Origin of the sequence: Longispora albida DSM 44784, assembly GCF_000379825.1 — a bacterium.
GTDB classification, from domain to species: domain Bacteria; phylum Actinomycetota; class Actinomycetes; order Mycobacteriales; family Micromonosporaceae; genus Longispora; species Longispora albida.
The window spans coordinates 91,199-116,875 of sequence record NZ_KB903816.1 but is presented as its reverse complement, the minus strand read 5'-3'; the positions used below and the strand labels follow the sequence as shown (position 1 = coordinate 116,875).

Sequence of the window (25,677 nt, the reverse complement as noted above, 5' to 3'; positions counted from 1 at the left end):
GTTTGGACCCGGTGTGGACGACGCTGGACTGCGCGTCGGAGGCCGTTTGGACCCGGTGTGGGCGGGCCACTTCAGGTCAGATCAAGAGCCAGATCAAGAACAGATCAAGGCCAGCTGAGCGGAGCCTGAGCTGGGCTCAGCGTCTCCACAGTGCCACCTCTGGACTATGTGGACATGAGACCGATCGCTGTTTCGACACTCGCCGTCACTGTTCTCCTCGCAGCCGCCACGCCCGCCGTGGCGACCGCCCCCACGGCTCCTCGCGAGCCCAGCCTCACCGGCTCGGTACGCCTCAAGACAACGACCGAAGCTGAGCTCGACTTCACGATCGACGCCCGTGGGGTGGACCAGGCCGCGCGGGGCACCTTCCGCATCCGGCACAAGGAGGGCGGCGAGGAGGCGTCGTTCACCGGTGAGGTGGACTGTCTCCAGGTCGGCGGCCAGGTCGCTGTCATGACGGGCCGGGTGACCTGGGCTTCCGATCCCCGGATGCCGCTCGGGGTGCGGATCGGCCTGACCGTGCACGATCAGGGACGGCACGACCGGCTGGGTGCCTCCTGGCAGCTCGCGCACATGGGCGACCTTCCGCCCTGCACCGGGATGGCCCCGATGTCGGAGACCGCCAGCGGCAACTTCACGGTCCGCGGCTGACAAAGCACCAAAACCGAAGAGCATGATTTTGTACCTGCTGCGCACAAGCTGGACCGGCCGCTACCCGGTGACCCCGTTGCTCTGCTGAGTAGGATCGCTCCCGTGACTGACTGCCTGTTTTGCCGGATCGTCGCCGGGGAGCTGCCGGCCACCGTCGTGCTCGACACCGAGCACCTGTTCGCCTTCCGTGACATCTCCCCGCAGGCCCCGACGCACGTGATCATCGTGCCGAAGGCGCACTACGCGAACGCCGTCGAGCTGGCTCAGGCCGCGCCGGCCCTGACTGGCGAGCTGATCGCGGCCGCCGGCGACGTGGCCAAGCAGGACGGCATCGACTCCTACCGGCTGGTCTTCAACACCGGTGCCGACGCCGGCCAGACGGTCTTCCACGCCCACCTGCACGTGATCGGCGGCAAGCCGCTCGGCCCGTCCGGTCTCGACCTTCACTGAACCGTGACATAGGTCAATTCCGTCCCGCCTGCTGGTACCGTCGCCGCCATGAAGGAGCTGGAGCGGCTGGTCCGCGATACCCAAGCCTCTGGCCGGATTCCCGCCGTGCAGGCGGCCCTGGTGCGCGCACACCGGCCGGCCTGGGAGTTCAGCGTCGGCAGCTCGGGTACCGGCCGGCCGCTCGGCCCGGGCAGCCTGTTCCGGATCGGCTCGGTGACGAAGACCTTCACGGCCGTCCTGGTGCTCCAGGCCCGCGACGCCGGCCTGCTGGACCTCGACGACCCGGTCGGCAAGCACCTCGACGTGCCGTCCCACGGCGAGCACTCGTTCCGGCGGCTGCTGAGCCACACGGCCGGCCTCCAGCGCGAGCCGTACGGCGACGTGTGGGACACGCTCCAGCCGCCCGGTACCGCCGAGCTGCTGGCCCAGCTCGACCTGGCCGAGCAGGTGCTCCCGTCTGCCCGCCAGTTCCACTACTCGAACCTGGGCTTCGCGCTGGCCGGGCTCGCCGTCGCCAAGCTGCGCGGCGGCACGTGGGCCGAGATCCTGCACGACCTCGTGCTCGCCCCGCTGGGGCTGGAGTCCGTGACCGTGAGCCCCGGTGAGGACGCCGTTATCGGGTACCAGGTCGACGCCTACTCCGACTACGCCCGGCCCGAGCCGCCCGTCGACATGGCGGCCGTGGCCCCGGCCGCGCAGCTCTGGGGTACCGCGACGGACCTGGCCCGCTGGGCGGCCTTCCTCGCAGACCCGGCCGGGATCGACCCGGACGGCGCGGTGCTGAAGCCCTCGACCCTCGACGAGGCCTGCTGGCCGGTGACCACAGTGGACGACGCGGCCTGGGCGGCCGGCTTCGGCCTCGGCGTGATCCTGCTGCCGCAGGGCGACCGGATCGTCCACGTCGGCCACGACGGCGCGATGCCGGGCTTCCTGGCCGGTGTCTTCGGCCGCCGAGGCCCGGGTACCCCGCGCGGCATGGGCGCTGCGGCCTTCGGCTCGGCCGGCAACGGCGACCCCGTCGTCGACCTGCCGAACAAACTGCTCGCCGCGTCGGTGGCCGCCGACCCCGCTGACGTCACCCCCTGGGTACCGGGTGAGGAAGTGCCCGCAGAGTTCCGCAGCGTCCTCGGCCGCTGGTGGGGCGAGGGTTTCGAGCATGTCTTCCGCTGGGAGAAGGGCGCTCTCGTCGCCCGGCCCGCCGGCGCCCCCGCGAACAAGCCGCCGTCGGTCTTCGCCGTGGAGTCCGCCGACGTGCTGCGCACCGTCTCCGGCCGTGAGGCCGGCGAGCAGCTCCGCCTGACCCGCGACGCCAGCGGCACCGTCGTCCGGATGCACTGGGCCACGTACCGCTTCACCCGCGACCAGCAGGCCTTCGACGGGCACTCCTTCCGGTAGCCGGCCGGCCGCCGGTACACGAAAATCGTGTTGCCCGGCGGGCTGGCGTCCGGCACAGTCCACTTCGCGCGGCGTCAGCTCGTCATCGCCGGGGGAGACCCCGGCCCGGCGGGCCGGGCGGCTCACGATTCCCCCGCCACGTTCCCGTTCTGATCACGGGACGCCGCGCGCCTCCGGGCCTTCGCCGGGTGCTCCCAGCACCCGATGACCACGCTAAATCAAGCAGGCCATGTGTGCGAATGCCCGATACGATGGTGGAATCGGTAACGGCGCCGGTCTTGGGCCGGCCAGGTCAGGGAGAGCAGGTGGGACAGGCCCTCAGCGGGCCGGCGTATGTCCGAGACACCCCGGGTGCAGACCAAGGTCACCGTGCGCGATCCGAGCCTGATGGTGAGGCTGCTGGGCCCCGGTGACGAACTGCTCAAACTTGTCGAGAAGTCCCTGAAGAGCGATGTGCTGGTCCGGGGCAACGAGATCACCATCACGGGTGAGGCCGCTGACAACGCGCACGCGGAGCGGGTCTTCACCACGCTGATCGAGCTGATCGAGAAAGGCCAATCCTTGACCTCTGACGACGTGCGGCGCACCGTCGGCATGATCGAGCAGGGCGGGAACGAGCGGCCGGCCGAGGTGCTGACCCTCAACATCCTGTCCCGGCGCGGCAAGACGATCCGCCCCAAGACCCTGAACCAGAAGCGGTATGTGGACTCGATCGACGAGAACACGATCGTGTTCGGCATCGGCCCGGCCGGTACCGGCAAGACGTACCTGGCGATGGCCAAGGCCGTCCAGGCCCTCCAGTCCAAGCAGGTCACCCGGATCATCCTGACCCGCCCGGCCGTCGAGGCCGGCGAGCGGCTGGGCTTCCTGCCGGGCACGCTGTTCGACAAGATCGACCCGTACCTGCGGCCGCTCTACGACGCCCTGCACGACATGCTGGACCCGGAGTCGATCCCGCGCCTCATGCAGAACGGCACGATCGAGGTCGCGCCGCTGGCATATATGAGGGGTAGAACCCTTAATGATGCTTTTATCATCCTCGACGAGGCGCAGAACACGACGCCGGAGCAGATGAAGATGTTCCTCACCCGGCTCGGGTTCAACTCGAAGATCGTGGTGACCGGTGACGTGACCCAGGTCGACCTGCCCAACGGCACGGCGAGCGGGCTGCGCATCATCCGGGAGATTCTCGACGGCGTGGACGACGTGCACTTCGCCCAGCTTTCGAGTGCTGATGTGGTACGCCATAGGCTGGTCAGTGACATCGTCGACGCCTACGCCAAGTGGGACGAGACGCGTCAGGAGACCAGGCCGCACCCGCTGCCCAACCGGCAGCAGGGCCGCAGGCGCTAGCCACGGTGCCGGGGGAGTTCCCCCGGTGCCCCAGCACGAACCTGAGAGTGAGCACGTGTCCATCGAGATCGCGAACGAGTCCGGCATCGAGACCGCTACGGACCCGATCCTCGCCGTCGCCAGGTACGCGCTCGACGAGATGGGGATCAACCCGCTCGCCGAGCTGTCGATCCTGCTGGTCGAGGTCGAGTACATGGCGGAGCTGAACAACCGGTGGATGGGCGGCGACGGTCCCACCGACGTGCTCGCCTTCCCGATGGACGAGATGACGGTGGACCGCGGTCCGGGTGCCGCGTCCGACCAGGCGGAGCCGGCCCTGCTCGGTGACATCGTGCTGTGCCCGGAGGTGGCGGCCAAGCAGGCCGTGACCGCCGGGCACTCCACGGACGACGAGCTGCACATGCTCACGGTGCACGGTGTGCTGCACCTGCTCGGCTACGACCACGCCGAGCCGGAGGAAGAGAAGGAGATGTTCGCCCTCCAGGCCAAGCTGCTCAGCGGCTGGCGGGCGAGCCGGGACAATGCCTGATCTCACTCTGCTGGCGGTCGCGGTCGGCCTGGTGCTCTTCGCCGGGCTCTTCGCGGCCGCCGACGCCGCTATCACGGTTGTCTCTCCCGCCAGGTGCGCGGAGCTGGTCCGGGCCGGTGCCCGTGGCGGCCAGTCGCTGCACGCCGTGGCGATGGACAAGCCGTACTACCAGAACCTGCTCATGCTGCTCCGCCTCGCCGCCGAGCTGACCGCGACGGCCCTGGTGGCCCTGGTGACGTTCGACACCTGGTCGCTGGGCTGGAAGGCCGCGGCGGTGACGGCGGCCTCGATGACCGTGGTCAGCTTCGTGCTGGTCGGGGTCGGCCCGAGGACCCTCGGCCGCCAGCACGCGTACCCGGTGGCCCAGACGGCCGCGCCAGTGGTCCGCTGGCTGGGCAGGGCGCTCGGCCCGCTGGCCCGGCTGCTGATCATCGTGGGTAACGCGGTGACGCCCGGGCAGGGGTTCCGGGAGGGGCCGTTCTCGACGCAGACCGAGCTGCGGGAGATGGTGGACCTCGCGGAGGAACGCGGGACGGTCGACCACGACGAGCGCACGATGATCTACTCGGTGATCGAGCTGGGTGACACCATCGCGCGCGAGGTGATGGTGCCCCGGACGGACATGGTGTGGATCGAGTCCCGTAAGGCGCTCCGGCAGGCCATGCAGCTGGCGATCCGCTCCGGCTTCTCCCGCATCCCGGTGATCGGGGAGAGCGTGGACGACGTGCTGGGCGTGATCTACCTCAAGGACATCATCCGGCGGCTGGACCGGCCGGAGCTGCCGGTCAGCGAGCTGATGCGCCCGGCGGAGTTCGTCCCGGAGTCCAAGCCGGTGGACGACCTGCTGCGGGAGATGCAGGCCGCCCGCAACCACCTCGCGATCGTGGTCGACGAGTACGGCGGCACGGCCGGGCTGGTCACGATCGAGGACATCCTCGAGGAGATCGTCGGGGAGATCACCGACGAGTACGACGTGGAGCGGCCGCCGGTCGAGCAGCTCGACCACGGCCGGATCCGGGTGAGTTCCCGGCTGTCCACCGAGGATCTGGGCGAGCTGTTCGGCATCGAGATCGCCGCCGAGGACGTGGAGACGGTCGGCGGGCTGCTGGCCCAGGCGCTCGGCCGGGTGCCGATCCCCGGCGCGCAGGCCGTCGTCGCGGGGCTGGAGCTGACGGCCGAGGGCACGGCGGGCCGCCGGAACAGGATCGATACCGTGCTCGTGCACCAGGTACCCGTTGGGGAGAGCGAAGATGACTGAGGAAGACCTGAAGCTGATCACGCTGGCCAAGGCGGCCCGCGCGCGTGTCGGCGCCGCCGAGGGGGCCGCGGTGCGCGACGGCGACGGCCGGACGTACGCGGCGGCGACGGTGAAGCTGCCTTCGCTGAGCCTGTCCGCGTTGCAGGGTGCCGTCGCGCAGGCGGTGTCGGCTGGCGCGGCGAAGTTCGAGGCAGCGGTCGTGGTGACCGAGGGCTCGGAGGTCGACCAGGCTGGCCTGGCCGCCGTCCGTGACGTGTCCGCTGACGCGCCGCTGCACGTGGCCGACCCGGCCGGCACGCTGATGGGCACCGTATGAGCGCCCGCAAGCCGTCAGGGAAGGGCCCAGAGGGCGCCGGGAACGACTGGTACCCGAAGGAGAAGAAGAAGTCCTCGTGGAAGCCGGGCCCGAAGAAGGCTGACGGCGCCGCGAAGAAGCAGAAGCCGACCGGCAAGCAGACCAGCCCGGTCGTCCGGGAACGCGAGCCTTCGCTGACCCCGAAGCAGGCCCCGAAGGCCCAGCCGTCCGGTACCGGTGTCGGTAAGACCAGTGCCGGGTTCCGGGCCGGGTTCGCGTGTTTCGTCGGCCGGCCGAACGCCGGCAAGTCCACGCTGACGAATGCCCTGGTCGGCCAGAAGATCGCGATCACGAGCAACAAGCCGCAGACGACCCGGCACGTGATCCGTGGCGTGGTACACCGGCCGGAGGCGCAGCTCATCCTGGTCGACACGCCCGGCCTGCACCGGCCGCGCACCCTGCTCGGCGAGCGGCTGAACGACCTGGTCCGCCAGACGTGGAGCGAGGTCGACGTGATCGGCCTGTGCATCCCGGCCGACGAGGAGATCGGCAAGGGCGACAAGTTCATCACCAGCGAGATCAGCGGGCTGAAGGCCACGCTGATCGCCGTCGTGACCAAGACGGACCTGGTCAGCAAGGAACGCCTCGCCCAGCAGCTCCTCGCGGTCACCGAGCTGGGTGTCTTCGCCGACATCGTGCCGGTGTCCGCGGTGTCCGGCGAGCAGGTCGACGTGCTGCTCGACGTGATGACCCGTCACCTGCCCGAGTCTCCGCAGCTCTACCCGGACGACGCGGTCACCGACGAGCCGGAGCAGGTCCTGATCGCCGAGCTGATCCGCGAGGCCGCGCTGGAGGGCGTGCGCGACGAGCTGCCGCACTCGATCGCCGTGGTGGTCGAGGAGATCCACGACGAGGGCAACCTGACCAGGATCTTCGCGGACCTCTACGTCGAGCGGGACTCGCAGAAGGCGATCATCATCGGTCACCGGGGCAGCCGCCTGCGTGACGTCGGTGCCACGTCCCGGGCGGGCATCGAGTCGCTGCTTGGCACGAAGGTCTTCCTTGACCTGCACGTCCGGGTCGCGAAGGAATGGCAGCGCGACCCCAAGCAGCTGCGCCGGCTCGGGTTCTGACCCGCTCCAGCTCCTCAGTCCGGTCACTGGCCCTGCCGGTGACCGGACTTTTTCCTTTGTACCCGCGACGGGGTCCACAAGAGCCGGCCGCCGCCTTTGTGGCTGGACGGCCGAGTATGGCTCGCTGATCCGGGTACCGGAGTCACCCGGAAACGGTCAGCCGGTCACCTTCCCGGCAGTACCGCAGAACTCATCGCCGGAGGGCGCGCTCGGCCGCAGCAAGACGGGTGCGCTGTACCGCTGCACGAAATACACGGGTGAGAAGCAGGCCAGATGGCGGCAGGCCTGAAAAAGGGGCCGGTGTGGCCGGGGATCGGGGGCTAGGCTGGCCGGTCATGCGCAGAGTCTCGATGGTGGGTACGCCGGGTTCCGGTAAGACGACGCTGGGGCGGGAGCTGGCCGCCCGGCTGGGTGTGCCGTATCTCGAGCTCGACTCGGTCTATCACCAGGAGGGCTGGGAGCCGCTGGACGCCGGGGAGTTCCAGGCCCGGGTGGCGGAGCTGGCGGCGGGGGACGGCTGGGTGATCGACGGGAACTACAAGCTGACCCGCGAGCTGATCTGGGAACGCGCTGACACCGTCGTCTGGTTCGACCGGCCGCGCTGGCAGGTGATCTGGCGGGTGACGCGGCGGACGTACGGGCGGGCGCTGCGCCGTGAGCTGCTCTGGAACGGTAACCGGGAGCCGGTGCGCGGGTTGTGGCCGTTCGGCCGGTCCGCGCCGGAGAATTCGGTGATCGCCTGGGCCTGGGTGAAGCACGCGGAGTACCGGGAGCGGTATCGGCGTGCCGCAGCCGACCCGGCCAACGCCCGGCTGGACTTCGTCCGGATCGCCAGCGACGCCGACGCCCGGCGCCTGCTCGCCCGGAGTTCCTGACGCCCGGAGTTCCTTGCTCCCGTACCCACCCGGCGGCGGGGTGCCGGGCGTGGAAGAGGGCAGGGAGGTGAGTGTGCTCGCTGAGGATTCGTTCCGGGAGTACGTGGCCGGCCGGCTGGCCGCCTGGTCCCGGGTGGCGTACCTGCTGACCGGCGACCGGCATCACGCCGAGGATCTGGTGCAGATCACGCTGGTCCGGGTCGCCCGGCACTGGGAACGCGTGATCGCGGGCGGCGATCCGGACGCGTATGTCCGCCGGGTCATGTACAGCCAGCACGTGTCGGTGTGGCGGCGGCGCTGGCGTGGTACCGACCTGTACGCCGAGCCGCCGGAGCGGGCTGTGCCCGACCACGCCGCCGGGGTGGAGACCGCGTTCATGGTGCGTGCCGCGCTCGCCCGGCTGAGCAGGAAACAGCGCGCCGTGCTGGTGCTGCGGTACTACGAGGACATGACGGAGGTCGCGACGGCCGAGGCGCTCGGCTGCTCGGTGTCCACTGTGAAGAGCAGCGTGCGGGACGCGCTGGCCCGGCTGCGTGTGCTGGCACCCGAGCTGAGCGGGAGGTACTGATGGAGACGTCTGACATGCTCCGCGGGCTCGCCGAGCGGATGCCACCGGCCCGGCTGCCCGCTGACCTGTGGCGGCGGGGGCGGCGGATGCGGTACCGGGCGTGGCTGGCCCAGGCTGGCGCGCTGTGCCTGGCTGTGCTGCTCGTCGCGGTGCTCGTGCCGTGGCTGGCTGGCCGGGACACCACCCGCGTACCACCCGGGGATCTGGGCGAACGCCGTAACGGTGAGCCCGTGATGGTGCCGCGCCGGGTGTTCGAGCCGTGGATGTGGCAGGCCACTGTGGACCAGTCGCCGCCGGGGGCCGCGTCGATGCTGTTCAGCGGGGATGCCGCACCCGGCCTGCGCGGCCCGGACCTGCTCGACCACGAGGGGAAGATCGCGGTGGTCGGGCCGGACGGCCAGTACCGGATGATCCTGCAGGGCGGAGCCGAGTCGATGGCAGGGGTCGACGCGCAGCTCTCCGCGGACGGCCGGTACGTCGCGAGTTACGGCATCACCATCACAGACCTGAAAACGGGCAAGGACAGGGCGCTCAACCGCAAGCTCGAAGGGACGGACTGCCTGCAGCCGCTCGGCTGGGCCGGTGACAGGGTGGTGGCGATCTGCCACGGGCCGTATCTCGGCGGTGACGTGCTGCCTGGCGTGCTGGCACTCGTACCGGTCAATGGCGGGCCGGTCGTCCCGCTGGTGCCTGTCCCGGATACACAGCGGTTCAGGAGGGTCTCGGCGATGGCGTTCTCCGCGAGCGAATTGCCCAGGGTCGCCGTCCAGGTTGGACGGACGGTGAGCGTGCACGACATGACCGGCGCCAGCTCCTGGTCGCGTGAGCTGAGCCCGCAGGAGTTCCTGGCCGGACCGGGAGCGTTCTTCGGCGAGAAGCTGACCATCGCCCGGCACGACGGCTGCACCAGCCGGTGCACCCCGGCCCAGCTCGGGGCCCGGAAGTGGACCCTGCACAGCCTGTGGGCCAGGGACGGGACGGACGCGCCGGACCCGGAGCTGAACGCGGTGTCCGGGATGGCGGTCCGGGTCGTCGGCTGGCGGCAGGCTTTCAGCCCCGTGACCGTGGTCTACCAGCCGGATCGGTCGGGCAGGCCGCCGTTCGCGGACAGCCCCGACGACGCAGGGTTCTGGGAGGTGGGCGGTGCGGCCGTGATCGGCGTCGGCCGCAGGGGCACGGTCAACCTGGGCCTGATCGAGCCGGTGGACGGGGTGCTGAGCTACGACATCGCCGGGCGCATGATCGAACTCGGCCGGTTCGGCGGCGAGCCGGTCGAGCCGGGGCCGTTCCCGGCCCGGCCGCTGCTGAGCTTCCTGCTGGCCGTCCCGCTGCTCGCCCTGGTGGTGCTCGGGCTGCTGGTCCGCTGGCTGGTGGTCCTGCGCAGATTCAGCCGCCGGTAAAGGACTGTCGTACCGGGCGGGCACAATAGGCGGGTGGCGCAGGGGTATCGCAGCAGGCTCTTCCGGGACGACGGGGTGGTGCTCCGTGTCCAGAGGCTGGGCGAGTCCGACCGGATCATCACCCTGCTCACCCGCCGGACGGGCCGGATCAGGGCCGTGGCGCGGGGCGTGCGCCGGACGAGCTCGAAGTTCGGCGCCCGGCTGGAGCCCTTCGGCCACGTCGAGCTCCAGATCGCCGAGGGCCGGGCCGGCCTGCACACCGTCGCGCAGGCCGAGGCCGTCGAGCTGTACGCGGGGCGGATCACCCAGGACTATCCGAGCTACACGGCGGCCTCGGCCGTCGCGGAGACCGCCGAGCGGCTCACTCCCGTGGAGAGCGAGCCCGCCCTGCGGCTGTTCCAGCTCACCCTCGGGGCGCTGCGGGCGCTGGCGGTGCGGGAGCACGCGCCCCCTCTGGTACTGGATGCGTATTTTCTCCGGGCGATGACCACCGCTGGCTGGGCGCCGGCGCTGACCGAGTGCGCGGTCTGCGCCACCCCTGGCCCGCACCGGGCCTTCAGCGTGCCCTCGGGCGGGTCGGTGTGCCCGGCGTGCCAGCCTCCCGGCGCCGCCAGGCCCGCGCCGGCCACTCTGGGCCTGATGGCCGCCCTGACCAGCGGCGACTGGAAGCGGGCAGATGCCAGTGATGTGGGGATTCGGCGGGAGGCCAGTGGATTGGTGGCGGCTCATCTCCAGTGGCACCTGGAGCGGGCGCTACGCTCGTTGCCGCTGGTTGACCGCACGATGAAGGAGTGAGCAGTGACCTACTCCCCGCCGGCCCCCCACCCGTCGGGCGTCCGGCCGCCCGCCCTGCCGAAGGACGCGATCCCGAAGCACGTGGCGATCATCATGGACGGCAACGGCCGCTGGGCCAAGGAGCGCGGCCTGCCCCGGACCGCCGGGCACACGCAGGGTGAGACCTCCCTGTTCGACGTGATCGAGGGCGCGCTGGAGCTGGGCATCCCGAATCTGTCGGCCTACGCGTTCTCCACGGAGAACTGGAAGCGGTCCCCCGAGGAGGTCCGCTGGCTGATGGGCTTCAACCGGGATGTGATCCGGCGGCGCCGCGACGAGCTGAACGCGATGGGCGTGCGGATCGTCTGGGCCGGCCGCCGTCCCCGGCTGTGGCGGAGCGTGATCAACGAGCTGGAGATCGCGCAGGAGATGTCCAAGCGGAACACCAAGCTCACCCTGCAGTTCTGCGTGAACTACGGCGGGCGGGCCGAGATCGCCGACGCGGCGGCGAAGATGGCGGCCGATATCGCAGCCGGGCGGCTCAAGGCCGACAAGGTCAGCGAGAAGACGATACAGAAGTACCTGTACTGCCCGGATGTCCCGGATGTTGACCTCGTCCTGCGGTCCTCCGGCGAGCAGCGGCTGTCGAACTACCTGATCTGGCAGGCGGCGTACGCGGAGTTCGTCTCGCTCGACGTGCTGTGGCCCGACTTCGACCGCCGCCACCTGTGGTACGCGTGTGAGCTGTTCGCCCAGCGTGACCGCAGGTTCGGCGGCGCCATCCCCAACCCGGTCGCCCCGGTGTAAGGACTAGAGCCGGGGCCGGACGGTCGGCTTCGCCGTCGGGAGGTTCGTGGGGAAGTTCGTGGGGAAGCCGGTGGCCGGGGGCTTCTGGCTCGGCGGCGCCGACGGGTTCCGCGAGGGCGGGGCCGGCGGGTTGACGGTCGGGGTCGGCACGGTGGCCGACTCCTCGCGTTCCGCCCGCCGGTTGTCGGGGTTGCCCTGCGAGCCGAGTGCGATCTTCCGCGACGGCGGGTTGAAGTCCTTGTCGGGCAGGGCCTTCACGCCGTCGCGGACGGTACGGGCCACGGCCAGGTTGACCTTCTGGGCGTTCGCCGAGCCGGCGTAGTTCTGCGGGTTGTCGGGGTCGGCCACGATCCCGGCCACCGCGAGGTTCGGGGTGTAGACGGCCAGGGTGCCGGTCGAGTCCTTGTCCGACGTACCGGTCTTGCCCGCCACGTCCCGGCCCACAGTGGAGCGGACGATCTCCGCGGTGCCGCCGTTGCACTTGCCGAACGAGTTCTGGTCGCCGACCGGGCAGCGGGCCGCGTCCGTGGCGGCGCGGGCGATGTCCGGGTCGAGGACCTTCGTGCACTTGGGCTGGGCCACGTCGAGCTGCTCGCCCTTGTGGTCGGTGACCGAGGTGACGGGCAGCGGCGTGCAGTACGTGCCCTCGGCGGCCAGGGTGGCGTAGGCGTTGGCGAGGTCCAGCGGGGACGTGGAGGACACGCCCAGCGTGAAGGCACCCCACTGGGACGGGTTGTTCGCCAGGTCGGCGTCGGTCTTCGCCCGGAACTGGATGCCGAGCCGCTTGGCCATCTCGACGGCCTTCTCCGGCCCGACCTGCTCCTCCAGCCACACGAAGTACGTGTTGACGGAGCGGCCGAACGCGTCCCACATGGTCCGCCGGCCGTCCATCCAGCTCGGAGACGAGTTGGCAGGGCAGTAGCGGCCGTCGCAGGCAGCGGGGCCCGGCTCGACCGGGAACTTCGTCCTGTACTTGGTCGGCGAGTCGAACGCCGTGCTCAACGGCATGCCCTGTTCGAGCGCGGCGAGCATCGTGAACATCTTGAACGTCGAGCCGGCCTGGTACCCGGACGCGGCCTTGCCGCCGGCGACCAGCGGGTTCACGGTGTTCGGGTAGCTGCCCTTGCCGTACTGCTCGCCGGCCGTGTTCCTGCCGTTGTTCGCGATGTCGACGGAGTAGTTCCGGTTGGTGGCCATCGCCTTGATCCGGCCGGTACCTGGCTCGACGACCGCGAGGTTCATCGCGAGCGGGTTGTCCTTCTTGAGCTGGTCGGCGATGTTCTTCTCCGCCGCCCGCTGCAGGTCGGGGTCGAGGGAGGTGACGATGGTGTACCCGCCGCGCTGCAGGTTCGCCTGCCGGTCGGCGGTCGTGGCGCCGAAGGCCGGCTGGGCCAGCCACCACTCCTTGAAGTACCCGCAGAAGAAGCCCCAGCCGGCCTTGTCGCCGCTGGCGTTGGCCAGGCAGTCGTCCGGCGCGTTCTTGAGCTTGAGGGTGACCGGCTTGGCCTGGGCTGCGGTGGCGGCGGCCTCGTCGACGTACTTCATGTCGACCATGCGCTTGAGCACCCAGCCCCGCCGGTCGGCGGAGTCCTTGGTGTTCTTGGCCGGGTCGTAGGTGTCCGGCGCCTGGACCAGGCCGGCCAGGAGCGAGGCCTCGTCGAGCGTGAGGTCCTTCGGGTTCTTGGAGTAGTACGTCTGGCTGGCCGAGTAGATGCCGTAGGCGCCGTGGCCGAAGTACGCCAGGTTCAGGTACCGGCGGAGGATCTCTTCCTTGGACAGTTCCTTCTCGACGGACAGCGCGTACTGCATCTCCTGGAGCTTGCGGCCGGCGCTCTGCTCGGTGGCGGCCTTCTGCTCGGCTTCGGAGTTCGCGGTGTAAAGCAGTACATTCCGGACGTACTGCATGGTGAGCGTCGAAGCGCCCTGCGAGACCCCGCCCGAGCCGACGTTGCTGACGAACGCGCGCAGCACGCCCTTCGGGTCCACGCCCTTGTGCTCGTAGAACCGGGTGTCCTCGCTCGCGACGATGGCCTCCCGCATCACCTGCGGGATCTCCTCGTAGGACACGTCACGCCGGTTCTGGTCGAAGAACGACGTGATCAGTGTCTTGCCGTCCGAGGCGTAGATGTAGCTGCTCTGCGGGGTCGGCGGGTTCTTGAGCGCCTCCGGCAGGTCCTTGAAGTCACCGGCGGCCACCTTGGTGAGCAGGCCCCCGGAGATCGCCACCGGCAGCACCAGCGCCACGACCACGACCGCGGCGAGGCCACCGGTCATGAGCAGGGCGAGGAGCTTCGAGAATTTGCCTAAGGAACGCACCCACCGAGACTGGCACGATCGAAGCCGTTCAACGAGCCGGTCCGACGAAGCGGGATTACCGTCACAGGGTGCAACCTCGCGGCTAGAGAATCGCGTGGAACGATCCTGTGGCCACGCTCACTCCGAGGGCGAGGGCCGCCAGTACGGCCGCTCCGAACAGGACTAATGCATCATTTGCAGTAAAAGGCCGCTTTCGCGCATTCGTCCTGGGTGTACCGGAGGCGAAACCCCGGGCGTCCATCGCCACCGCCAGCCGCACCCCGCGCCGGATCGCGCCGACCAGCAGGGCGAACGCCACCCCCGCGAACAGCCGGGCCCCGGAGACCGGCCCGCGCGCCGCCAGCCCCCGCGCCCGCCGGGCCAGGACCAGCAGCCGCCACTCGTCGGCCAGCAACGGCAGCAGGCGCAACGCCGCCAGCGCCCCGATCGCGAACCTCGGCGGTACCTTGAGCTGCTGGATCAGCGCGTCGGCCAGGTCGGTCGGATCGATGGTGGCGAAGGCCGCGATACCTGGCAGCGCGACAGCGACCAGCCGGAGCGCGAGGCTCAGCCCGCTGCCGATCGAGCCGGTGGTGACGGTCCAGAAGAGGTGGTCCCCGGTCGGCTCGGCCGTGAACAGCGCCGTGGTGAGGACCAGGCCGGCGGCGGCGAGGAACAGCGGCCAGCAGCGGCGCATGAGCCGGCCCAGTGGTACGCCGAAGTAGGGGATGACCAGCAGCTCCCCGGCAAGCGCAACAGCCGGTGCGACCGGGTCGAGGGTACTGAGCAGCGCCAGGGACAGGATCGTGGCCGCGCCCAGCTTGGCGACCGGGCTGCGCCGGGACAGCGCGGTCTGCCGGGTCACCAGCGGCTCGGCGAAGCTCATACGGCAGCCGCCAGCGTCATGACCCGGTCGGCGCACGCCGCCAGGAACGCCTCGTCGTGCGTCACGATCATGAGCCCGTGCCCGGCGGCACGCAGCTCGGCGATCAGGCCGGCCAGCTCGCGCCAGGTACGCAGGTCCTGCCCGAAGGTCGGCTCGTCGAGCACCAGCAGGCGGGGGGCTGCGGCGAGCGCCGTCGCGACCGAGAGCCTGCGCTGCTCGCCGCCGGAGAGGGTGTGCGGGTTGGCCCTGGCCAGATGGGTGAGGTGCAGCCGGTCAAGCAGTTCCCCGGCGCGGGCGGGAGTGGCCGACAGGGTCAGCTCGTCGATCACCCGGCGCGTCACGAACTGGTGCTCCGGATTCTGGAACACCGAGCCGATCCGGGTGGTCAGTTCCCTGGCTGGCCAGCGGTGCGGGGCACCGGAGGCCAGGGGAGAGGTCAGCGTGCCGGCGGTGGGCGCGATCAGGCCGCCGGCCAGGAGTGCGAGGGTCGACTTGCCCGAGCCGTTCGGGCCGGCCAGCGCGAGGACCTCACCCTCCCGTACAAAAAAATTGGCGCCGGTCAATGACGGCCGGGAGGCGCCCGGATAGCGCAGGGACAGATCGGTGCCGCGCAGCAGCTCTTGACCTGGATCGTTGTCGCGGTGAAAAACGGGCGCGGCGAATCCCGGCACCCAGACGCCTGCCGCGGCGAGCGCCTCACCGTGGGCTTCGAAGATCTTTTCGGGTGTACCGGAGGCCAGCACGCCCCCGCCAGCCTCCAGCACGACCACCCGGCCGACCAGCGGCAGCACCTCGGTGACCCGGTGCTCGACCAGCAGCATCGTCGTGCCCTCGGTGGCGTTCGCGATCGCCTCGCGGACACCGGCGGCCCCGGCCGGGTCGAGGTTGGCGGTCGGCTCGTCGAGCAACAGGACCTGCGGCTCCGGCGCGAGCACCCCGGCCAGGGCGAGCCGCTGCTGCTCGCCGCCGGACAGCTCGTGCGTGAGGCGGTCGCGGCCGTGGCGGAACCCGGCCCGGTTCAGCGCGGCGTCCACGCGCGGCCAGATCTCCGCGACCGGGGTACCGGTGTTCTCCAGGCCGAACGCCACGTCGTCGCCGGCCCTGGCCATCACGAGCTGGCTCTGCGGGTCCTGGAACAGGATGCCCGGCCGGCCATCGATCTCGATCGTGCCCTCCTGCTCGCCGGAGTCGGCGGGCAGCAGCCCGGCGATCGCGGCCAGCACCGTGGACTTCCCAGCGCCAGACGGCCCGAGCAGCAGGACCCGCTCGCCCCGCTCGATCTCCAGGTCGAGCCCCCGGACGGCCCAGGCCCTGCGCCCGCCGTGCCGCCAGCCGAACCCCCGCAGCCGGATCATCGGCCGGTCACACCAGGTCGCGGTCCCGGCCGGACGGGAACCTGTCCAGCACGCCCGTCTGCGCCAGCGCCCTGGTCAGGAAGTAGCCGCCGAACCCGGCGATGACGGCTGCGCTGATCGTGCCAGCCACCAGGTACGGGAGCTTGAAACTGCCCCACGCGTACGTCGGGTACCAGACGACCAGGTCGAACACCGTCGCCGCGATCCCGGCGGCCGCACCGGCCAGCACGGCGACGGGCAGCCGGTAGACCCGGTAGAAGAAGGCCGCGAACACGATCTCGGCACCCAGCCCCTGGAGGAAGCCCTGGAAGAGGACGGTCATGCCCCACTTGTTGCCGAGCACCGCCGAGATCGCGGCTGCCAGGAACTCGGTCAGCACCGCGGCGCCCGGCTTGCGGACCACGAGGAAGGCCAGCACGGCCGGAAGCAGCCACACCCCGTACAGCAGGGCCTGGGCCGGCGGGAACCCGGCGAAGACCGGCTCGGTCGCCGCCCACACGGCCGCCCAGCCCCAGAAGATCACGCCGAAGGCCACGGCGAGGACCGCGACGACGACGATGTCCAGAGTGCGCCATCTGCTGCTGTGCGTGCCTGGTCGCATGGTGTGATTCTCCCAGGATCTGAGGGGTTTGGGCCGCTCACGCTAGCAGGAAGATTCCCCGGAACTTTTTCCGCTCGCCGCGATGAGTTCCCGCCCCGGCGCTGGTCTATCCCTGTGAGAGCAGCGAGTACACAGTGGAGGTAACCGAGATGACGACCAACGCCAAGCCCCGCAAGGTAACCAGCGTCCTCCTGTGGACCGGCCAGATCGTGCTCGGCCTCCTGTTCGTCTGGGCGGCGGCCCCGAAGCTGCTCGGCGACCCGCTGATGGTCCAGAGCTTCGAGACGATCGGCTTCGGCCAGTGGTTCCGGGTGCTGACCGGGGTGTGCGAGCTGGCCGGCGGCATCGGCCTGCTGATCCCGCCGCTGGCCGGGCTCGCGGCCCTCGGCCTGGCCGGCGTGATGGCCGGAGCCACCCTCACCAACCTGTTCCTGCTCCCCGGCCAGGAGCCGATCGCGATCACGACCGTCGTCCTCGGCGCCATCTTCCTGCTGATCGCCCGCGGCCGCCACGCCAGCACCCGCGCGCTCCTCACCCGCCTCCGCCGCCAGCCGGAACCCCGCACCGCCTGACCGCCCGTCATCCGAAGGGGTGGCTTCACGTTACCGGGACAAAACACCCGGCAAACGTAAAGCCACCCCTTCGGCAAATGTAAACTCAACTACCCGGCAGATGTAAAGTGGAGCCCATGCGCAAAGCGGGTGACTACCTTCCACGACGGGCCTCTGAGCTGATCAGCGAAGCCCTCGAAGACACCAGGGTTGTCGTGATCAACGGGGCTCGCCAGGTTGGTAAGAGCACCCTGGCCGAGGTGGTCCTCAAGCGGTCGGCGGGCGCGGTGACGCGCTTTCTCGACGATCCCAGTACCAGGGCTGCCGCTTCCGAGGATCCCGTGCGTTTCATCCGTCACGAAGGCCTGATGCTGATCGACGAGGTCCAGCGCGTACCGGACCTGTGGCTGGCGATCAAGAATCTCGTGGATCGTGATCCCCGGCCGGGGCGTTTCCTGCTCACCGGCTCGGCCCGGCTCCTCGCTCTGAGCAGTCTTCCCGATGCGCTGCCCGGACGGTCCGAGACGATCGAACTGTGGCCGCTCTCGCAGGGGGAGATCGACGGCGAGCCGGACGGGTTCGTCGACGCGGCGTTCGCCGAGGGAGCCGAGCTGAGAGCGGTCAGCGCCGGGCTGCGGCGCAAGGACTATGTGGCGAGGGCGGCGCGTGGCGGATACCCCGAGGCTGTTCGCCGTGAGGTTCCGCGCCGCAGGGAACGCTTCTTCGACGGCTACCTCGCCGACCTGATCGCCCGGGACGTGAAGCAGGTCGCGGACATCGAACGGCACGGCGACATGCGGCGGCTTGTCGCGCTGCTCGCTGCGCAGACCGGCGGCCTCGTCAACCTGAGCCGGCTGGCGAGCGAGCTGAGCATCACCAAGCCGACTGTCCGAAACTATGTGGACATCCTGGAGACGATCTACCTGATCAACCTGATCCCCGGCTGGTCTGCCAACGCGACGACGCGGGCGGTGTCCACCCCGAAGATCATCTTCCGGGATTCCGGGCTCGCGTCCTACCTGACCTCGGGAGCCGTCGGTGACGCGCCGGTCGGGGGACTGATCGAGAACTTCGCGCTTGGCGAGATCGCCCGGCAGCTCACCTGGGCGCGGACCTCCGCGCGGCTCTACCACTATCGGGACCGCGACCAGTACGAAGTAGACGGGATCATCGAGGACAACGGCGGCTCGGTGGTCGGTATCGAGGTGAAGGCCGCCGAGACGGTCCGTGGCAACGACTTCGCCGGTCTCAGGATGCTGCAACGGCGGCTCGGCAGCAGGTTCCACGCCGGCTTCGTCCTGTACTGCGGGGAGGAATCACTGAGTTTCGGCCCCGGTCTCACCTGCCTGCCCATCTCGGCGTTGTGGACATCGCCTGCCAGTTCCGGCCCGGATGGCCGAATCGGGTAGCTCGCTGCGGTGAAATGGAAGCCATGAAGGTGTATGCGGAACTGCCCGCCCGCCGTACCCGGCAGATCGTCTCCGACCTCTGCGCCCTGGCCTGGGCCGCGCTCTGGGGCTGGGTCGCGTACCTGATCCACCAGACGATCCAGGAACTCAACAGGGTCACCCAGGCCGTCACCAAGGACGGCACGCGGCTGGAGGGCAGCCTCAACGGCGCGGCCGACTCGGCACGGGACATCCCGCTGGTCGGCAAGACCCTCGGCCAGAAGCTGGCGGACGCCGCCGGGGTCGCGCAGTCGATCGCGAAGAGCGGCCAGGAGGGTACGGAGACCATCGGCCAGGTCGCGCTCTTCGCCGCCATCGCGGTCGTCGTCGGTGCTGTGGTCCCGGTGCTGGCGCTGTGGCTGTTCCTCCGCGTCCGCTGGGTGTACCGGGCGCGGACGGCCGTCCGGCTGCGTGACCTGCCGGGTGGGCTGGACCTGCTGGCGCTGCGGGCGCTCAGTTCGGCGACGCTCAAGCAGCTCACCAGAGCCGATCCCGACCCGGCGGGCGGCTGGCGCTCGGGGGACGAGGGGACGATCGGTCGGCTGGCCCTGTTGGAGCTGGCCACATTGGGGCTCCGGTCCCGGTAGGCTGCACTATATGTCCGATATTGCGGAGACGATCGAGACCCTGTACGCGGCACTGGACGCCCGGGACGGGTCCGCGATGGCGGCCTGCTACCACCCGCAGGCCCGGTTCCGCGATCCGCTCTTCGACCTGCACGGCGAGGAGATCGGCGCGATGTGGCGGATGCTGACCGGCCGCAGCAAGGACCTGCGCGCCCAGGTCGCCGACATCCGCGTCACGGGAGAGGGCCGGGCGCTGGCCCACTGGTCCGCCGCGTACACCGTCGGCGGCCGGCCGGTGCTCAACGAGGTCAAGGCCGCATACCGCTTCGCCGACGACGGCCGGATCATCGACCACGTGGACGCCTTCGACCTCGACGCCTGGGCGCGGCAGGCGCTCGGTGGCCCCGGCCGGCTGCTCACCAGGCTGCCGGGCGGGCCGGGCATCCTCCGCCGCAAGGTACGCAAACAGCTCAATGCGTATATGGCGGCCAGGTGACCACAGCGGAGGATCAATGATCGACATCGCCCACAGTTAGCTTGCTCTTCGCACTGTCCACCAGCGACAGTGGGGCGTGAAGTCTGCCAAGCTCAGTTATCTCCAGGGCGTCGCCATGTTCGTCGGCCTGGTTCTCGGGACCGGGGTCCTGATCCTCCCCGGGCACGCCGCGAACATCGCAGGCCCGGCCTCGCTGGTGTCGTGGCTGGCGTTGTGCCTGCTCAGCGTGCCGCTCGTCTACGCACTCGTCCGGCTGGCCATCCGCTACAACGACTTCGGCGGGGTGGCGACGATCGTCCGGCAGGCCTTCGGGCGGACGCCGGGCGCCCTGATCGGCTGGTTCTACTTCGTCTGGGTCGCGATCGGCTGGGCGCCGGTCTCGCTGACCGGCGCCGGGTATCTGGGCGCGCCGCTCGGCTGGAGCCGTGACGCTGTGTATCTGTTCGCTCTCGGGTTCACCGTGATCCCGGTGGTGCTGAACCTGGGCGGGCTCAAGGTCAGTGGCAACGCCTCGCTGGTGTTCAGCGCCGTCGTCCTCGTCATGCTGGTCGCCACGATCGTTTTCGCTGTACCCCATGTGGAGGGTGCCGCCTTCGAGCCCTTCGCCCCGCACGGCGTCCCGGCGATCGGCAGCGCCGCTGTCCTCGTGTTCTGGGCGTTCCTGGGCTGGGAGTCGCTGACCAGTCTCGTGCCGGAGTTCCGCCGGCCCCGCGACGTCATGCGGGCCACGTGGACGGCCCTGGTGATCGTGGCCGTGGTGTACCTGGCGCTGGCCTTCGTCACGATCGGTACCCGCACCTACGGCACCACGAAGGGCAACGACGCCCCGCTGACCGTCCTGATGAACAAGTCCCTCGGGGTCAGCGCCGGGGTGATCACGGGCGTGGTCGCATGCATCGTCGTGGCCGGAGTCGTCAACGTGTACCTGGCCAGCGCGGCCCGCCTCGGCTACGCCCTGGCCAGCGAGGGCACCATGCCGGCCTGGCTGGGCGCTGTCAGCAGGCGCGGCGTCCCGTACCGCTCGACGATCTTCTTCTTCGTGACCACGGTCGGCACCCTGGCCGTCGGCTACTTCGGCGAGATCGACGTGAACAAGATGATCCTCGGCCCGGTGACCCTCGGCATCTTCATCTACGTCTTCGTGACCCTGGCCTGCGTCAAGCTCCTGTGGACGGACCCGGTCGGGCGCTGGGCCTCGATCATCGCGGCCGTGTGCTGCCTGATCGTCGTCCCGTTCTCGGCGCAGGCACTGCTCGCGCCGATCCTCGTCTCCGCCGCGTGCCTGCTCTACCTGCGGCTCACCAGGTCACGGCGGGCCGCTCTGGACGCGGAGGCCGAGCGGGAAGTGGCGGTCACCACATCCGCTTGAGTTGAAGTGAGCTTCACTTCCGAAGCTCTTCGCATGACTTCCCCCGCCGCTTCCCCCTCCACCCGCACAGCCCGGTACGCCTTCGCGGCCGGCATGATCGTCGACTCGGTCGGCACCGGGCTGTACCTGCCCTTCACCCTCCTGTTCTTCCACACCGTCAGCGGCCTGTCCCTCGCGTCCGTCGGGGCCGGCCTGTCGATCGCCGCGCTGGTCGGGGTGCTCGCCACCCCGCTCGCCGGGATCGGCATCGACCGGTTCGGCTCCCGGCCGGTCCTGCTGGCCAGCTACGCGATCCGCGCGGTGGCCTTCGTCGGGTACCTGGCGGCCGGCAACTTCGCCGCCTTCCTCGCGGTCGCCATCCTGGCCACCATCGGCGACAAGCTGTTCTTCCCGTCCAACCAGGGCATGATCGCCGAGATCACGGAAGGCAAGGAGCGCGACCGGCTGCGCGCGCTGTCCCGGAGCATCCGCAACGGCGGGCTCGGCGTCGGCGGCCTGCTGGCCGGCCTGGTGATCGCCGGGGGCGGCGAGTCCGGGTACGTCATGATCGCCGTGCTCAACGCCGCGAGCTTCGCCCTCGCCGGGCTCCTGCTCCTGGCGGTCCGCGGCCAGCGCGCCGAGCAGGCCGCGAAGTCCTCCGGCGGCTACCGCACCGTGTTCGCCGACAAGCCGTACCTCGGCCTCACCAGCCTGAACGTCCTCGGCGGCCTGGCGTTCGCCGCGCTGAGCCTGGCGATCCCGGCCTACGCCACCGGCGCGCTCGGCATCTCGGCCAGCTGGATCGGCATCCTCTTCGGCCTGAACACCGCGCTGGTCGCCTTCGGCAACGTCCCGCTGTCCCGGCTGGTGGAGAACGCCCGGCGTACCCGGGTCGCGGCTCTGGGCGCGGCGCTCTTCGGCGGCTCGTTCCTGCTCTTCCCGCTGGCCGCCCTGATCGACAACGGCCGGGTGGCGCTGCTGGTTCTCGCGGTGACCGTGTACAGCATCGGCGAGATCTTCTACAGCGCCGGCGAGAACGGCCTGGCGATGGACGCGGCACCCGCCGAGATCCGCGGCCGGTACATGGCCTTCCACCAGCTGTCCTACTCGGTCTCCGGCGTCCTGGCCCCCGCGGCCTTCACCGGCCTGCTGAGCTGGAACGCCAGCGTCCTCTGGATCGGTATGGGCGTCGCGCTGGTCGCCGCGGCCACCGGCTTCACCGCCCTGGAGCGCAAGCTCCCCGCCGCCGCGGTCGGCCTGGCCACCCCGGCACCGGCCCCGGCCGTGAAGAAGGCCCCGGCGCTCGCCGCCGCCTGAACGTAACTCCTAGGGGAAGTCAGCCCCGGTGGTGCTCCGGCACCGCCGGGGCTTCTCCCTTTCGAGTACCGGTCACGCCCTGCCGAGCACGAGGTGGACGAAGGTGCCGGACAGCCCGTAGGTGTTGAGCCCGGCGACGGCCCGCTCGCCAGGCCAGGTGGTCGCCCGGGTGACGGGTGCGATGCCGAGGCCGGCCCAGTCGACGGCGCTCGTGGGCGGGTGGGCGTGCAGGCTGGCTGGGATCGTGCGGTGCCGGAGCGCGTAGGCGGTCTTGATCAGGCCTGCCAGCCCGCCGGCCGCCTCGGAGTGGCCGAGGTTGGTCTTGACGGAACCGACCAGGCACGGGCTGGCCCGGTGCTGGCCGATCGCCGCGCCGATGGCCTGGAGCTCGAGGGTGTCGCCGCTGGGTGCGGCGTTGCCGTGCGCCTCGACGTAGCCGATGTCGGCGGGGCTGACTCCTGCTGTGGCGGCGGCACGGTCGATGACCTGGAGGTACCCGTCGACGGACGGCGCGATGATGGCCTTGGCTGTCCGGCCCTTGCTGGCCTGTGCCGAGCCGAGGATCGTGGCGTGGATCCGGTCGCCGTCGGCGAGGGCGCGGCTGAGGGGCTTGAGGACGAGGACGGCGGCACCGTCGGCCCGCACGAAACCGTCGGCGTGGTCGGAGCCGAAAGCGCAGCGCCCGGTCGGCGAGAGCATGCCTGCGGCGGAGTAGCCGAGAGTGTGGTCGGTACCCAGGACCAGGCTCACGCCGCCGGCCAGGGCGACGTCGCACTCGCCGAGCAGAAGGCTCTGCCTCGCGAGGTGGACGGCGAGGGTACCGGAGGAGCAGGCCGCGTCCACAGTGGCGCACGGTCCGCGCAGGTCGAGGGCGTAGCTGATCCGGCCGGAAGCCATGCTGCGGGCGGCGGCACCCGCGATCGAGTACATGTCGGCGGGGCCGGTCAGCGTGTCCCAGTGCTCGCCGGTGCTCTGCCCCATGAACACGCCGACCTCACGGCCCTCGATCGCGGCGGGCTCCGTACCAGCGTCGGCGAGCGCGTCGGCCGCGACGGCCAGCAGCACGCGGTGCTGCGGGTCGACGGCCAGCGCCTCGCGTTCGGTGAGCATCGCCGCGGCCACGGGCTCGTCGAGGCCGGCCAGGAAACCGCCTGCGGTACTGACCAGCCGGCCCGGCGTCCGTGGCCTGGGATCGAGCAGATCAGGGGTCCCGGTCAGCCGGCCGGGCGGCGGGGCCGGTACGACCTGGTCAGAGCCGTCGAGCAGCAGCCGCCACAGCTCGTCCGGATGGGAGGCTCCCGGGAACCGGCAGCCGATGCCCACGATCGCGATCGGTTCGCCTTGCCGCATGTCGCGCCCTCCGGACCTCACTCACCGATCAGTTCGGTGTAAAACATGACAAAACTAGTAAATATTAACGAACTGACAGGAATCAACCATGTGTGGGATCGCCGGCTGGGCTGACCCGGCCCGAGAGCTTGAGGACAGCGCGGGCGTGGTGCGGGCGATGACAGACGTGCTCGCCGCCCGGGGGCCGGACGGCGCGGGCCTGTGGACGGACGGGCACTGCGCGCTCGGGCACCGGCGGCTGGCGATTCTCGACCCGGCCGGCGGGCACCAGCCGATGATCGCGGAGGACGACGCTGGCGAGCCGCTGCTGGTGCTCTCGTACAACGGAGAGGTCTTCAACCACGCCGAACTGAGGGCGGAACTGGAACTGGCCGGGCACAAGTTCCGCACCCGTACCGACACCGAGGTCGTGCTGAGGGCGTGGCAGGAGTGGGGCGAGGACGCGCCGGCCCGGCTGGCTGGCATGTTCGCCTTCGCGGTGTGGGAACCGGCTCGCCGCCGCCTGGTACTGGTCAGGGACCGGCTGGGCGTCAAGCCGCTCGCCTACGCCCAGGCCGGTTCCGGGCTGCTGTTCGCCTCGGAGGCACGGGCGCTGTTCACCACGGGACTCGTCCGCCGCGCTGTGAGCGCCGACGGGCTGCGCGATCACCTCGCTTCGGTCCGCACGCCCGGCCGCACCTGGTACGACGGCGTGGCTGAGGTCCGGCCCGGGCACCTCCTCGTACTCGATGACCACGGCGTGCACGAACGGCCATACTGGCGCCTGGAAGCCCGGCCCCACGAGGACACCGTCCCGGAGTCCGCCGCCCGGGTCCGTGCCCTGCTGACCCGGATCACCCGGGAGAGCCTCGACGCCGACGTGCCGCTCGGGGCACTGCTGTCCGGCGGGCTGGACTCCAGCGCCCTGGTCGCCCTGGCCCAGCGGGAGAACCAGCGCCCGCTGGCCACGTTCTCCGTCGGGTTCGCCGGGCCGTTCACTCCCGACGCGCTGCGCGCCACACCGGACGCGCCCTACGTCCGTGCGATGGTCGCGCACTGCGGCACCCGGCACCGCGACCTGGTTCTCGACCCGGCAGCCCTCGCCGACCCGGGCCACCGGCTCGCGGCGCTCGCGGCCCGCGACCACCCGGGTTCCGGCGAGATGGACATCTCGCTGTACCTGCTGTTCCGCGCCGTCCGTGAACACGTCACCGTCGCGCTGTCCGGGGAGAGCGCCGACGAGGTGTTCGGCGGCTACCCCTGGTTCCACGACCCAGTGCGTACCGGCCCCGGCGGTTACCCGTGGCGCTACCTGACCGGCCACAGTGGCGCGTACAAGGCGCTGCTCCGTACCGACGTCGCCGCCGAACTCGACCTCGAAACCCACCGGGCGGCCCACTACGACCAGGCACTCACCGAGACCCCGCGCCTGCGCGGCGAGACCGGGACGCACCGCCGCACCCGCGAACTGTTCCACCTGCACCTGACCCGCTGGCTGCCGGACCTCCTCGACCGCAAGGACCGGCTCAGCATGGCCAGCGGCCTGGAGGTACGGGTCCCGTTCTGCGACCACCGGCTCGTCGAGTACGCCTTCAACGCGCCGTGGTCCCAGCACACCCACGACGGCCGGGAGAAGTCACTGCTCCGAGCGGCGACGGCCAGCCTGCTGCCCGCAGCCGTGCGGGAGCGGGTCAAGGCGCCGTACCCGTCCACTGGCGACCCGCGATACCACGCGGTCGTCCGTGAGCAGGCCGGCGATCTTCTCCTGAGCCCGGCCTCACCCGCGTGGGCCTATCTGGACCCGGCGGCGCTCCGGCAGCGCCTGACCCGGCCAGCCGGCGACTGGGCGACCCGCGCGGCCCTGGACTTCGCGATTAACCTCGACCTGTGGCTGACCAGCCACACCCGGCGTGCCTAGGCGCGGGCCACGGGTTCCGGGTTGAGTACCGAAGAGGTGGCGGCCGGATACCGGTCGCCTCGTGACGAGAGGGACCGCT

Annotated in this window: 25 protein-coding genes; 20 read left to right on the top strand and 5 right to left on the bottom strand. The window is 70.6% G+C overall.

Annotation, left to right across the window (positions count from 1 at the left end):
* Positions 1–174: 174 nt before the first annotated feature.
* The 13 genes from A3G1_RS0109745 (at position 175) to A3G1_RS0109685 (ending at position 11,488) form a co-directional block, all read left to right on the top strand.
* Positions 175–651: a hypothetical protein gene (locus A3G1_RS0109745; RefSeq protein ID WP_018349289.1), complete on the top strand. Its 477-nt coding sequence runs from the start codon at positions 175–177 to the stop codon at positions 649–651.
* Positions 652–753: 102 nt separating this feature from the next.
* Entirely contained in the window at positions 754–1,101 is a 348-nt protein-coding gene (locus A3G1_RS0109740; protein ID WP_018349288.1) for a histidine triad nucleotide-binding protein, read from the top strand.
* A 48-nt stretch (positions 1,102–1,149) separates the two neighbouring features.
* Positions 1,150–2,496 (top strand): serine hydrolase domain-containing protein, encoded by a 1,347-nt coding sequence (locus tag A3G1_RS0109735; RefSeq protein WP_018349287.1) that lies wholly within the window; start codon positions 1,150–1,152, stop codon positions 2,494–2,496.
* A 333-nt stretch (positions 2,497–2,829) separates the two neighbouring features.
* A complete protein-coding gene (locus tag A3G1_RS0109730; protein ID WP_018349286.1) occupies positions 2,830–3,849 on the top strand; it encodes a PhoH family protein in 1,020 nt (339 codons plus the stop codon).
* A gap of 55 nt (positions 3,850–3,904) precedes the next feature.
* Complete coding sequence (gene ybeY / locus A3G1_RS0109725) at positions 3,905–4,378, top strand: rRNA maturation RNase YbeY (RefSeq protein WP_018349285.1); 474 nt, start codon at positions 3,905–3,907, stop codon at positions 4,376–4,378.
* Complete coding sequence (locus A3G1_RS0109720) at positions 4,371–5,636, top strand: hemolysin family protein (protein ID WP_018349284.1); 1,266 nt, start codon at positions 4,371–4,373, stop codon at positions 5,634–5,636. Before ybeY ends, A3G1_RS0109720 begins: the two co-directional genes overlap by 8 nt.
* Positions 5,629–5,952, top strand: a complete 324-nt coding sequence (locus A3G1_RS0109715) for a cytidine deaminase (RefSeq protein WP_018349283.1) — start codon at positions 5,629–5,631, stop codon at positions 5,950–5,952. Before A3G1_RS0109720 ends, A3G1_RS0109715 begins: the two co-directional genes overlap by 8 nt.
* Positions 5,949–7,064: a GTPase Era gene (era, locus tag A3G1_RS34055; protein ID WP_018349282.1), complete on the top strand. Its 1,116-nt coding sequence runs from the start codon at positions 5,949–5,951 to the stop codon at positions 7,062–7,064. Before A3G1_RS0109715 ends, era begins: the two co-directional genes overlap by 4 nt.
* 335 nt (positions 7,065–7,399) lie before the next feature.
* Positions 7,400–7,939: a shikimate kinase gene (locus tag A3G1_RS0109705; RefSeq protein WP_040477969.1), complete on the top strand. Its 540-nt coding sequence runs from the start codon at positions 7,400–7,402 to the stop codon at positions 7,937–7,939.
* 73 nt (positions 7,940–8,012) lie between these two features.
* Positions 8,013–8,507 carry a SigE family RNA polymerase sigma factor gene (locus tag A3G1_RS0109700; protein WP_018349280.1) on the top strand — a complete coding sequence of 165 codons (495 nt, stop codon included), beginning with the start codon at positions 8,013–8,015 and terminating at the stop codon, positions 8,505–8,507.
* Entirely contained in the window at positions 8,507–9,907 is a 1,401-nt protein-coding gene (locus A3G1_RS0109695) for a hypothetical protein (protein ID WP_018349279.1), read from the top strand. Before A3G1_RS0109700 ends, A3G1_RS0109695 begins: the two co-directional genes overlap by 1 nt.
* Positions 9,908–9,940: 33 nt before the next feature.
* Entirely contained in the window at positions 9,941–10,702 is a 762-nt protein-coding gene (gene recO / locus A3G1_RS0109690; protein ID WP_018349278.1) for a DNA repair protein RecO, read from the top strand.
* A gap of 3 nt (positions 10,703–10,705) precedes the next feature.
* Positions 10,706–11,488, top strand: coding sequence for an isoprenyl transferase (locus tag A3G1_RS0109685; RefSeq protein ID WP_018349277.1), 783 nt, complete (start codon positions 10,706–10,708; stop codon positions 11,486–11,488).
* 3 nt (positions 11,489–11,491) lie between these two features.
* Here the strand turns inward: A3G1_RS0109685 and A3G1_RS34050 are convergent, their stop codons facing one another.
* From A3G1_RS34050 to A3G1_RS0109665, 4 genes are all read right to left on the bottom strand, one after another.
* A complete protein-coding gene (locus tag A3G1_RS34050; RefSeq protein ID WP_245563467.1) occupies positions 11,492–13,804 on the bottom strand; it encodes a transglycosylase domain-containing protein in 2,313 nt (770 codons plus the stop codon).
* An 82-nt stretch (positions 13,805–13,886) separates the two neighbouring features.
* Positions 13,887–14,669, bottom strand: a complete 783-nt coding sequence (locus A3G1_RS0109675) for an energy-coupling factor transporter transmembrane component T family protein (RefSeq protein WP_018349275.1) — start codon at positions 14,667–14,669, stop codon at positions 13,887–13,889.
* Positions 14,666–16,024 (bottom strand): ABC transporter ATP-binding protein, encoded by a 1,359-nt coding sequence (locus A3G1_RS0109670; RefSeq protein WP_018349274.1) that lies wholly within the window; start codon positions 16,022–16,024, stop codon positions 14,666–14,668. Before A3G1_RS0109670 ends, A3G1_RS0109675 begins: the two co-directional genes overlap by 4 nt.
* A 7-nt stretch (positions 16,025–16,031) precedes the next feature.
* Positions 16,032–16,625 (bottom strand): ECF transporter S component, encoded by a 594-nt coding sequence (locus A3G1_RS0109665; protein WP_018349273.1) that lies wholly within the window; start codon positions 16,623–16,625, stop codon positions 16,032–16,034.
* 149 nt (positions 16,626–16,774) lie between these two features.
* Here A3G1_RS0109665 and A3G1_RS0109660 point away from each other — a divergent pair, with 149 nt between their 5' ends.
* From A3G1_RS0109660 to A3G1_RS34045, 6 genes are all read left to right on the top strand, one after another.
* Positions 16,775–17,197 (top strand): DoxX family protein, encoded by a 423-nt coding sequence (locus A3G1_RS0109660; RefSeq protein ID WP_018349272.1) that lies wholly within the window; start codon positions 16,775–16,777, stop codon positions 17,195–17,197.
* Positions 17,198–17,313: 116 nt separating this feature from the next.
* Positions 17,314–18,585, top strand: coding sequence for an ATP-binding protein (locus A3G1_RS0109655; protein WP_018349271.1), 1,272 nt, complete (start codon positions 17,314–17,316; stop codon positions 18,583–18,585).
* Between the two features lie 23 nt (positions 18,586–18,608).
* The gene (locus A3G1_RS0109650; RefSeq protein WP_026211979.1) at positions 18,609–19,211 is read left to right on the top strand and encodes a hypothetical protein; all 603 of its coding nucleotides are present in this window, start codon (positions 18,609–18,611) and stop codon (positions 19,209–19,211) included.
* 10 nt (positions 19,212–19,221) lie between these two features.
* Entirely contained in the window at positions 19,222–19,686 is a 465-nt protein-coding gene (locus tag A3G1_RS0109645; protein WP_018349269.1) for a nuclear transport factor 2 family protein, read from the top strand.
* Between the two features lie 76 nt (positions 19,687–19,762).
* Positions 19,763–21,055, top strand: a complete 1,293-nt coding sequence (locus A3G1_RS0109640; protein ID WP_211216271.1) for an APC family permease — start codon at positions 19,763–19,765, stop codon at positions 21,053–21,055.
* A 33-nt stretch (positions 21,056–21,088) separates the two neighbouring features.
* The gene (locus tag A3G1_RS34045) at positions 21,089–22,351 is read left to right on the top strand and encodes an MFS transporter (protein WP_018349267.1); all 1,263 of its coding nucleotides are present in this window, start codon (positions 21,089–21,091) and stop codon (positions 22,349–22,351) included.
* Between the two features lie 72 nt (positions 22,352–22,423).
* Here A3G1_RS34045 and A3G1_RS0109630 read toward each other — a convergent pair whose 3' ends face one another.
* The gene (locus A3G1_RS0109630; protein ID WP_018349266.1) at positions 22,424–23,701 is read right to left on the bottom strand and encodes a beta-ketoacyl [acyl carrier protein] synthase domain-containing protein; all 1,278 of its coding nucleotides are present in this window, start codon (positions 23,699–23,701) and stop codon (positions 22,424–22,426) included.
* An 88-nt stretch (positions 23,702–23,789) separates the two neighbouring features.
* On the opposite strand from A3G1_RS0109630, the gene asnB reads away from it, so the two are divergent.
* Complete coding sequence (gene asnB, locus A3G1_RS0109625; RefSeq protein WP_018349265.1) at positions 23,790–25,598, top strand: asparagine synthase (glutamine-hydrolyzing); 1,809 nt, start codon at positions 23,790–23,792, stop codon at positions 25,596–25,598.
* Positions 25,599–25,677 lie beyond the last annotated feature (79 nt).

What these genes read in the sequence shown, in the direction of transcription:
- A3G1_RS0109745 (WP_018349289.1), top strand. Translation starts at nt 175, where the DNA reads ATGAGACCGATCGCTGTTTCGACACTCGCCGTCACTGTTCTCCTCGCA.
- A3G1_RS0109735 (WP_018349287.1), top strand. Translation starts at nt 1,150, where the DNA reads ATGAAGGAGCTGGAGCGGCTGGTCCGCGATACCCAAGCCTCTGGCCGG.
- A3G1_RS0109730 (WP_018349286.1), top strand. Translation starts at nt 2,830, where the DNA reads ATGTCCGAGACACCCCGGGTGCAGACCAAGGTCACCGTGCGCGATCCG.
- A3G1_RS0109720 (WP_018349284.1), top strand. Translation starts at nt 4,371, where the DNA reads ATGCCTGATCTCACTCTGCTGGCGGTCGCGGTCGGCCTGGTGCTCTTC.
- A3G1_RS0109715 (WP_018349283.1), top strand. Translation starts at nt 5,629, where the DNA reads ATGACTGAGGAAGACCTGAAGCTGATCACGCTGGCCAAGGCGGCCCGC.
- era (WP_018349282.1), top strand. Translation starts at nt 5,949, where the DNA reads ATGAGCGCCCGCAAGCCGTCAGGGAAGGGCCCAGAGGGCGCCGGGAAC.
- A3G1_RS0109705 (WP_040477969.1), top strand. Translation starts at nt 7,400, where the DNA reads ATGCGCAGAGTCTCGATGGTGGGTACGCCGGGTTCCGGTAAGACGACG.
- A3G1_RS0109695 (WP_018349279.1), top strand. Translation starts at nt 8,507, where the DNA reads ATGGAGACGTCTGACATGCTCCGCGGGCTCGCCGAGCGGATGCCACCG.
- A3G1_RS0109675 (WP_018349275.1), bottom strand. Translation starts at nt 14,669, where the DNA reads ATGAGCTTCGCCGAGCCGCTGGTGACCCGGCAGACCGCGCTGTCCCGG.
- A3G1_RS0109670 (WP_018349274.1), bottom strand. Translation starts at nt 16,024, where the DNA reads ATGATCCGGCTGCGGGGGTTCGGCTGGCGGCACGGCGGGCGCAGGGCC.
- A3G1_RS0109665 (WP_018349273.1), bottom strand. Translation starts at nt 16,625, where the DNA reads ATGCGACCAGGCACGCACAGCAGCAGATGGCGCACTCTGGACATCGTC.
- A3G1_RS0109660 (WP_018349272.1), top strand. Translation starts at nt 16,775, where the DNA reads ATGACGACCAACGCCAAGCCCCGCAAGGTAACCAGCGTCCTCCTGTGG.
- A3G1_RS0109655 (WP_018349271.1), top strand. Translation starts at nt 17,314, where the DNA reads ATGCGCAAAGCGGGTGACTACCTTCCACGACGGGCCTCTGAGCTGATC.
- A3G1_RS0109650 (WP_026211979.1), top strand. Translation starts at nt 18,609, where the DNA reads ATGAAGGTGTATGCGGAACTGCCCGCCCGCCGTACCCGGCAGATCGTC.
- A3G1_RS0109645 (WP_018349269.1), top strand. Translation starts at nt 19,222, where the DNA reads ATGTCCGATATTGCGGAGACGATCGAGACCCTGTACGCGGCACTGGAC.
- A3G1_RS34045 (WP_018349267.1), top strand. Translation starts at nt 21,089, where the DNA reads ATGACTTCCCCCGCCGCTTCCCCCTCCACCCGCACAGCCCGGTACGCC.
- A3G1_RS0109630 (WP_018349266.1), bottom strand. Translation starts at nt 23,701, where the DNA reads ATGCGGCAAGGCGAACCGATCGCGATCGTGGGCATCGGCTGCCGGTTC.
- asnB (WP_018349265.1), top strand. Translation starts at nt 23,790, where the DNA reads ATGTGTGGGATCGCCGGCTGGGCTGACCCGGCCCGAGAGCTTGAGGAC.